7 protein-coding genes are annotated in these 8,464 nt (G+C 67.0%); 4 read left to right on the forward strand and 3 right to left on the reverse strand.

Annotated features, from left to right (window positions below):
• The 3 genes from C8258_RS32045 to C8258_RS32055 all read right to left on the reverse strand — a co-directional run.
• A partial coding sequence (locus C8258_RS32045; protein ID WP_106958327.1) for an N-acetylglucosamine-6-phosphate deacetylase occupies positions 1-945 on the reverse strand: 945 nt, incomplete at its 3' end.
• A complete protein-coding gene (locus C8258_RS32050; RefSeq protein WP_106958328.1) occupies positions 942-1,865 on the reverse strand; it encodes an ROK family protein in 924 nt (307 codons plus the stop codon). The genes C8258_RS32045 and C8258_RS32050, both read right to left, overlap by 4 nt.
• On the reverse strand, positions 1,862-2,791 hold the full coding sequence (locus C8258_RS32055) for an SIS domain-containing protein (RefSeq protein WP_106958333.1): 930 nt from the start codon (positions 2,789-2,791) through the stop codon (positions 1,862-1,864). The genes C8258_RS32050 and C8258_RS32055 overlap by 4 nt, the downstream gene beginning before the upstream one ends.
• A gap of 188 nt (positions 2,792-2,979) precedes the next feature.
• Between C8258_RS32055 and C8258_RS32060 the strand changes: the two genes are divergently transcribed.
• From C8258_RS32060 to C8258_RS32075, 4 genes are all read left to right on the forward strand, one after another.
• Positions 2,980-4,224: an extracellular solute-binding protein gene (locus C8258_RS32060; protein WP_233225478.1), complete on the forward strand. Its 1,245-nt coding sequence runs from the start codon at positions 2,980-2,982 to the stop codon at positions 4,222-4,224.
• Complete coding sequence (locus C8258_RS32065) at positions 4,221-5,117, forward strand: carbohydrate ABC transporter permease (RefSeq protein ID WP_106958330.1); 897 nt, start codon at positions 4,221-4,223, stop codon at positions 5,115-5,117. Before C8258_RS32060 ends, C8258_RS32065 begins: the two co-directional genes overlap by 4 nt.
• Positions 5,114-5,965, forward strand: coding sequence for a carbohydrate ABC transporter permease (locus C8258_RS32070; RefSeq protein WP_106958331.1), 852 nt, complete (start codon positions 5,114-5,116; stop codon positions 5,963-5,965). Before C8258_RS32065 ends, C8258_RS32070 begins: the two co-directional genes overlap by 4 nt.
• Positions 5,966-6,298: 333 nt before the next feature.
• Positions 6,299-8,464, forward strand: a 2,166-nt coding sequence (locus tag C8258_RS32075) for a DNA-directed RNA polymerase subunit beta (protein WP_106958332.1), incomplete at its 3' end; no start/stop codon positions are given.

Genomic DNA, 8,464 nt, shown 5'->3' on the forward strand with positions numbered 1-8,464 from the left:
CCCCACGGCCAGCGCACGGCCCGGCACCCGCGCCACCCCCGCCTCCACCCGGACCGTCTGCGGTCCGAGACGGTAGTCGCCGTCGGGCAAACCCGCCGCCTGCATGGCATCGGTCACCAGCGCCACGCGGTGCCGAGCGGTCGCGAAGACCAGTGCCGCGAAACCGGATTCGATGTGCACGCCGTCTCCGATCACCTCCACCACCGCATCGCCCGCGGCCGCGGCCACCAGGGCTGCGGCGACCGCGCCGGGCGCGCGATGATGCAGCGGCGCCATCGTATTGGCCAGGTGCGTCACCAGCGTCCCGGATCCGCTGGGCGCCAGCGCTTCCCGGAATTGCTCGTATCCGGCATCGGTATGGCCGAGCGCCACCACCACGCCGTGCTCGGCGAGTTGCCCGGCGGCAGCGGCGAATCCGGGGCGTTCGGGCGCCAGCGTCATCACGCGCAGATATCCGCCCGCGGCATCGAGCAGGCGCCGGATCAGGCCGGGATCGGGGTCCAGAAAATAGCGGGGATCCTGTGCCCCGCAGCGCTTTTCGGCCAGAAACGGTCCTTCGACGTGAATTCCGGTTATCTCGCCGCTCGCGGCCACCTCACGCAGCGCCGCGACCTGGGCCACCATCGTGTCGGGTGCGGCGGTCACGATGCTCGCCAGTACCGTCGTGGCTCCCTGCCGATGGTGATAGCGCGCCGCCGCGCGGGCCTGTTCGGAATCGGTGGTGTCGAATCGGTGGCCGAATCCGCCGTGGTTGTGGATGTCGACCAGGCCGGGCAGCAATGTGCCGAGATGCGCCGGCGGTTCGGCGCCCCGATTGCCGAACGTCCATTGCGCGACGGGCCGCACCGCCTCGATGCGCCCGTCCAGCACCTCGATCACCGCATCGTCGATGATCCCGGTCGAGGTGATCACGCGGCCGCGAAGCACCGGCTGCCCGTCGTTCATTCCAAGCCCCCCAGCCGGGCGTACCGGGCCGCGCCGACGAGCCCGGCCCGTGCGCCGAAGGCGCCGGCGACGACCTCGGGCACCGGCGCCACCCGCACCAGCCGCTCCAGTCGTGCGCGCAGTCCGTCGATCAGCACCGGCCCGGCGCCGGCCAGTCCGCCGCCGATCACGATGCGCTGCGGGCAGACCGCGTGCACGACGCCCAGGAGTCCGTCGGCCAGTGCGTCGATCGCGTCGTCGATCACCGCGCGGGCGTGCGGGTCGTCCGATGCGGCCGCGAAAACCGCTTCGGCGCCGTCGATGTCGCGACCGGTGCGCTCGCGGTAGGCCCGTGCGATGGACGGGCCGGAGGCCAGGGTTTCCACACAGCCGATATTCCCGCACGAACACCGCCGACCGTCGCGGCGCACCGGAATATGCCCGTATTCACCGGCCTGCCCGGCGCCACCGCGCACGAGCCGGCCACCGACGGTCAGCGCCCCGCTGATTCCGGTGCCGAGATTCACCACCAGCACGTCGTCGGCGCCGCGCCCGGCGCCCAGGCGCCACTCCGCCCAACCGGCCACGGCCACATCGTGTTCGATCAGCACCGGAAATCCCCACCGGTCCTGGAAGCGGCTGCCCATCTTCACATCGCGCCAGCCGATATTGCTGCTGAACACCGCTACCGACCGTGCGGCGTCGACGATGCCCGGCAGTGCGATCGCCCCGCGACGCAGGCCGGCCCGCGTATCGGAGGAGACCTCGGCCAGCAATCGGTCGCCGAGTTCGGCCATGGCGTCGAACGCCCGCTCGCCGGGCGGGGTGGGCACCGTCGCGGCGGCGGCGATCCGGCCGTCGGAGTCGCTGATCTCCGCCTTGATCGTGGTACCGCCGACATCCATGGCGAGGACCGGATCGAGCTCTTCCGCTTCCCTCATCGCAGGATCACCGATCGCCGGAGTCCGCGCGGGCGATCGGGATCGACCCCCAGGTCCGCGGCCCGCAGCAGGCACAGCCGATGCACACGCACCAGCTCGGCCATCGGATCGATATCGCGATGTTCGAAATGGGCGCCGGTAGCGAGTATTTCGTCGCGGAGCCCGGCGACGACGGGCCCCAGCGCCCATACCGCACGTCCGGGAGCCGCGATGCTGATGGGGCCGTGCCGGTATTCGTTCGCCAGATATCCTTCCGTCCAGGCTCGGCAGGATTCCCGCAGTTTCAATCCCGCCTCGTCGGCCAGTGCCGCGGCGAAACCCGTTCCCACGAAGGTGATCTGCTCCGCATGCCGGAGCGCGGCCGGCACACTCGACTCGGCGGCCTCGGCCAGGACCGCGCGGGCCTGTTCGATCGCCGGAGCGAGATCCTCCCCCAGATGCCACCGCAGGATCGCGAGAGCCGTTGTCGCGAAACGGGTTTGGACTACCGACCGCTCGTCGACCGCGTCGACCAGAATCGGATCGGCGAGGTCGAGGACAGGGGTACCCGGGCTGGAGCAGATCACGGTACGCGCCGCCGCGGCAGGTATCGCCCGCATCGCGTCGACCACCTCGGTGGTGGTGCCGGAACGGCAGATCACCAGGTAGCGGTCGTATTCACGCCCGGTTCGCACCGCACTCGCCGGCCAGGCGTCGGTGAGACCGTGTCCGGCCGACTCCCGGAGTTCGGCGATCGCACTCGCCATGAAATAGGAGGTGCCGCAGCCGAGGACCGCCACCCGTTCACCGGGGTTCGGTAACAGCGTTCGGTGCTCTGCCGCGACCTCCGCTGCCCATACCCAATCGTCGGGCTGGGTGGCCACCTCGGCGGCCAGATGGGGCCGGGGCGGATGCGTGCGATCAGAGCTCTCGGTGGAGGGCGGCACGGTCTCAGAATCGGACCCCGATTCGATCATGTCAACTTTCCCCCGTGCCGACTTTCCCGTGAATCGTCCCCCGCGGCCGGCGCCCCGGTTAGATTCGGACGAGCCGGACCGGTCACCACCTTCCGGCATCCGCCGAGGTCCCGCGAATGCCGCAGGTGACGGTTGTACAGAGGGGAAGGTTGACGCTGGTGTCCGGTCGGCCGCGCCTTGGATTCGCGCTCGCCGCGCTGCTCGTGGTGCTGTCGGTGGCCGTCGCCGCATGCGGTTTCCGGGGCCGCAGCGCCGACGATTCCGATCCGAACGCGCTGGCGCTGCTGGTACCCGCCTACAGCGACGCGACCCGCGCGGAGTGGAGCACGATCATCGCGAACTTCCGCGCGCAGAATCCGGCGATCACGATCCATCTGCAGGTCGAATCGTGGGATTCGATCAACGAGGTGGTCCGCACCGATCTGCAATCGGTGACCACCACCCCCGACATTCTCGGCATCGATGCCTACGCCGCCTATGCCACCGACGACATGCTCTATCCGGCAACCGATATCGCCGACCCGGCGGTCCTGCACGACATCGATCCCGGTTTCGCCCGCAACGCCTCCATCGACGGAACCCAGTGGGCGCTACCGCTGTTCGCCTCGACGCGCACGTTGTTCTACAACACCGATCTGTTCGCCCGCGCCGGCATCCCCGCCCCGCCGCGCACCTGGTCCGAACTGCGGGAGGACGCGCACCGCATCCAGGCCCTCGGCGGCGGCATCTCCGGGTACGGCCTGCCGCTGGGCAGTGAGGAAGCGCAGGGCGAGACGTCGATCTGGACCTTCGGCGCCGGCGGCAGCTGGTCCGAGGGCACCACCCTCACCGTCGATACCGACGCCAATCATGAAGGAGTGCAAGCGATGTCGGCGCTGGCGGCGGCGGGCGACACCCAGCCGAATCCCGGCTCCACCGATCGTAAGGACGTGATCAATGCGTTCATCCAGGGCCGGATCGGCATGATCGAAGGTCTGCCGCCGGTGCTGGGCATGATCGACCGGCAGAATCCGGCGCTGCGCTACGCCACCGCACCGTCGCCGACGAAAACCGGTGCGCCCGTGACCCTCGGCGTCGCCGATCACCTGATGGCCTTTCGCAAACACGGCAACAAGCAGGCCGCGATCCGGCAGTTCCTGAACTACTTCTATTCGCCCGCGGTCTACGCCGATTTCGTGCGGGCGGAACACTTCATCCCGATCACCGCATCCGGTGCGCGCGCACTCGCGCGGGATCCGGTGACCGAGGCCTTCGCCGCCACCCTGCCGGTTGCCCGCTTCTACCCTTCCGCCGATCCGAAATGGGCCGCGGTCCAGGGCGCGATCCGGCAGCAGATGGGCACGGTGACACAGGGCGCGGACCCGGCAGAGGTCCTGCGCCGCATCGCACGGGCGGCGCAATGAGCAATCCACGCGGACGCACCCGATCCGCGATCCGCGCCCTGCCGTGGATCGGCTCGGTGATCATCCTGATCGCCGCCGTGGTCGCGTTTCCCGCCGGGTACATGATCTGGACCAGCACCCGTGACCTCAGCCCCTACGGTCGCGATCGCGGCTTCGCCGGGGTGGCCAACTTCCGCCGGCTGTTCGGCATCGAGGAACTGGGAAGCGTCCTCGCCCACACCGTCGTCTGGGTCGTCGCCGTCGTGCTGATCACGCTGGTGCTCTCGGCGGCGCTGGCGCAATTTCTGGCCTTGGACTTTCCCGGCCGTACCCTGATCCGGCTGGCGATCCTGGTGCCGTGGGCGGCCTCGGTGGTCATGACCACGAGCATCTTCGCGTATCTGCTGGATCCGGAGGTCGGACTCGCCAATCGCCTCCTGGTCGATATCGGTGTGCTCGATCGCGGTTTCGGATTCACCAAGGAGCCGGGACCGGCCTTCGCGGTGGCGATCGCGGTCGCGGTCTTCGTGTCGATCCCGTTCACCACCTATACGATTCTCGCCGGGCTGCACTCGATTCCGGTGGAAGTGGGTGAGGCGGGCCGGGTGGACGGCGCATCGGCCTGGCAACGCTACCGGTATCTGACACTGCCGCAGCTGCGTCCGGCGATCGCGGTGGCCACCGTCGTCAACATCATCAACGTCTTCAATTCGCTGCCGATCTTGCAGGTGCTGACGGGCAGTATCGCCGGATTCTCCGCCGACACCACGACCACGTTGACCTACAAGCTGATTCGGCAGAATCAGCAGCTCGCCACCGCCGCGGCGATGAGCGTGCTGAACTTCGCCCTGATCGCGGTGATCATCGCGGTCTACGTGAAACTGGTCCGGCCGACCGCGGAGTCCGACACATGACCACCCGGGCGCGCGCCGCGCGGAAACCGACGCGGCGCTGGGGACTGACGGCGGCCGGCGTCGTGATCGCGGCCGTATTTCTCATCCCGTACGTCGTGATGGTGCTGGGATCGCTGAAACCCCGGTCGGAGATCCTGCGCATTCCGCCGTCCTATCTGCCGCATCGGTGGCGACCCGGGAACTACGCCGATATGTGGCACACCCCGGAGACGCCGCTGCCGTTCAATATCGTCAGCACTCTCGCCATCGCCGTGCTCGCGACCCTGCTCGTGCTGGCGGTGGCCGTGCCGGCCGCATATCACACTGCGCGACGGCGGTTTCCGGGTAGAGCCGTCTTTCTCGGCGCGGTGCTGGTCACCCAGATGTTGCAGCCGGCGGTGCTCGTGACGGGCCTGATCCGGGAGTTCTTCGCCGTCGGCATCAACGACACCTGGTTCGCGATGATTCTGGTGAATGCGGCGTTCAACCTCTCGTTCGCGGTGTGGATCCTGCACAGCTTCTTCGCCTCCGTTCCGGTGCAGATCGAGGAAGCCGCGCAACTCGACGGATTGTCCCGGCCACACATTCTGTGGCGAATCAGCCTGCCGCTGGTTTGGCCCGGAATTGTCACCGCGACGATTTTCGTCTTCGTCTCCTGCTGGAACGAATTCGCGGCGAGCCTGGTGGTATTGACCACGCCGGAAAATCAGCCACTCTCGGTAGCGCTGACGAAATTCGTCGGTCAATACGACACCGCCTGGCAGTTCGTGTTCGCCATCTCCACCGTCGGCATCGTGCCGGTGGTCGTGCTGTTCGCACTCATCGAGAAGCGGCTGGTCGCGGGCCTGACCGCGGGAAGTGTGAAGTGACCGGCACGACTTGCCGGCCCTGACGACAATCGACTTGACGAATCGCAGATACGGCTGCCATTATAGAAGTGGGAAGACACCGAATATACGGTGTCTGATTTTTGTCGTTCTCTCGACAATCTTCTTATTGCGGTGTACTTTGGGACCTCCCGCAGCCCGGATGCCCGCCAACTCTCGAAATACGAAACAGCCGTGAACAGTGATGCAATCTGCGCGTCGCTGTCCATCGGCTCGGCCGAGGCATGTTCGGACGACATCCGGTGCGGATTGTGCAGACAGCCCGTACAGGACAAGCAGATCTCGTACCGGTCACCCGTGGCGTGACCGCGCGAGGTGCTGGAAGGATGCGCCTTGACAATCTCGCAACGACTCTCGTTCGCGAAACTGTCCGAACCCCTGGAGATTCCGGGACTGCTCGAGGTTCAGACCGAATCGTTCGCCCGGCTGGTCGGAGCGCCCGAATGGCAGCGGCGCGCGGCCACGCGCGGCGATGACACGATCGGCGGACTCGCCGAGGTGCTGGCCGAGATCAGCCCCATCGAGGACTTCTCCGAAACGATGTCGCTCACACTCTCCGATCCGCGCTTCGAAGAGGTCAAGGCCTCGATCGAGGAGTGCAAGGACAAGGACATGACCTACGCGGCACCGCTGTTCGTGACCGCGGAGTTCGTCAACAACAGCACCGGTGAGATCAAGTCGCAGACGGTCTTCATGGGTGATTTCCCGATGATGACCGACAAGGGCACCTTCGTCGTCAACGGCACCGAGCGCGTTGTGGTGTCGCAACTGGTGCGTTCACCGGGAGTGTATTTCGACGAATCGATCGACAAGGGCACGGAGAAGACGTTGCATTCGGCGCGGGTGATCCCGTCGCGGGGTGCGTGGCTGGAATTCGATGTCGACAAGCGCGACACCGTCGGTGTGCGTATCGATCGCAAGCGTCGTCAGCCGGTCACCGTGCTGCTGAAGGCATTGGGCTGGAGCAGCGAACGGATCGCCGAGCGGTTCGGCTTCTCCGAGATCATGACCACCTCGCTGGCCAAGGACAACACCGCCGGCACCGACGAGGCGCTGCTCGACATCCACCGCAAGCTGCGGCCGGGCGAGCCGCCGACCAAGGAGTCCGCGCAGAACCTACTGGAGAACCTGTTCTTCCGGGACAACCGCTACGACCTCGGCGCGGTGGGCCGCTACAAGATCAACAAGAAACTCGGGACGCACGGGGGTCGCACGGGCGGTCCGCGCGTGCTGACCGAGGACGATATCGTCACCATCATCGAGTACCTGTTGCGTTTGCGTGCAGGCGATTCCACGATGACCGCACCCGGCGGGCCGGAAGTGCCGGTCGAGGTCGACGATATCGACCACTTCGGCAACCGGCGGGTCCGCACGGTCGGCGAGTTGATCCAGAATCAGATCCGCATCGGGCTCTCGCGGATGGAGCGAGTGGTCCGGGAACGGATGACGACCCAGGATGTCGAGGCCATCACCCCGCAGACGCTGATCAACATCCGCCCGATCACGGCGGCGGTCCGCGAGTTCTTCGGCAGCTCACAACTGTCGCAGTTCCTGGACGAACGCAATCCGCTGGCGAGCCTGACCAACAAGCGCCGGCTCTCGGCGCTGGGGCCGGGCGGTCTGAGCCGGGAGCGCGCCGGCCTCGAGGTCCGCGATGTGCACTACAGCCATTACGGCCGGATGTGCCCGATCGAGACCCCGGAAGGTCCGAGTATCGGCCTGATCGGCTACCTCTCGGTGTACGCGCGGGTCAATCCGTTCGGTTTCATCGAAACCCCGTATCGCCGGGTGGTCGACGGCGCCGTCACCGACGAGGTCGACTATCTGACCGCCGACGAGGAGGACCGGCACGTCGTCGCACAGGCCAACGAACCGCTCGATGCCGGGGGCCGCTTCGTCGCCGCGCGAATTCCGGTGCGGCGCAAGAATTCCGAAGTCGAACTCGTCGATTCGACCCTGATCGACTACATGGATGTCTCGCCGCGCCAGATGGTGTCGGTGGCGACCGCCATGATTCCGTTCCTCGAGCACGACGACGCCAACCGCGCCCTGATGGGTGCGAACATGCAGAAACAGGCGGTGCCGCTGCTGCGCACCGAGGCGCCACTCGTCGGCACCGGAATGGAGCGACGAGCCGCCGTCGACGCCGGAGATCTGATCGTCAACGAGAAAGCCGGTGTGGTGGAGGAGGTTTCGGCCGACTTCATCACCGTCGTGCACGACGACGGGACGCGCCGCAGCTATCGGCTGCGGAAGTTCTCGCGCACGAATCAGGGCACCTGCGCCAACCAGCGTCCCATCGTGGACGAAGGGCAGCGGGTGGCCGGCGGAGATGTCCTCGCCGACGGTCCGGCCACCGAGAACGGTGAGATGGCGTTGGGTAAGAACCTGCTGGTGGCGATCATGCCGTGGGAGGGTCACAACTACGAGGACGCGATCATCCTGTCGCAGCGTCTCGTGGAGGAGGATGTGCTGACCTCG

Source organism: Nocardia sp. MDA0666 (assembly GCF_003023875.1).
GTDB lineage: Bacteria > Actinomycetota > Actinomycetes > Mycobacteriales > Mycobacteriaceae > Nocardia > Nocardia aobensis.

Coding starts and splice junctions, on each gene's coding strand:
- C8258_RS32070 (WP_106958331.1), top strand. CDS start 5,114: ATGACCACCCGGGCGCGCGCCGCGCGGAAACCGACGCGGCGCTGGGGA.
- C8258_RS32065 (WP_106958330.1), top strand. CDS start 4,221: ATGAGCAATCCACGCGGACGCACCCGATCCGCGATCCGCGCCCTGCCG.
- C8258_RS32050 (WP_106958328.1), bottom strand. CDS start 1,865: ATGAGGGAAGCGGAAGAGCTCGATCCGGTCCTCGCCATGGATGTCGGC.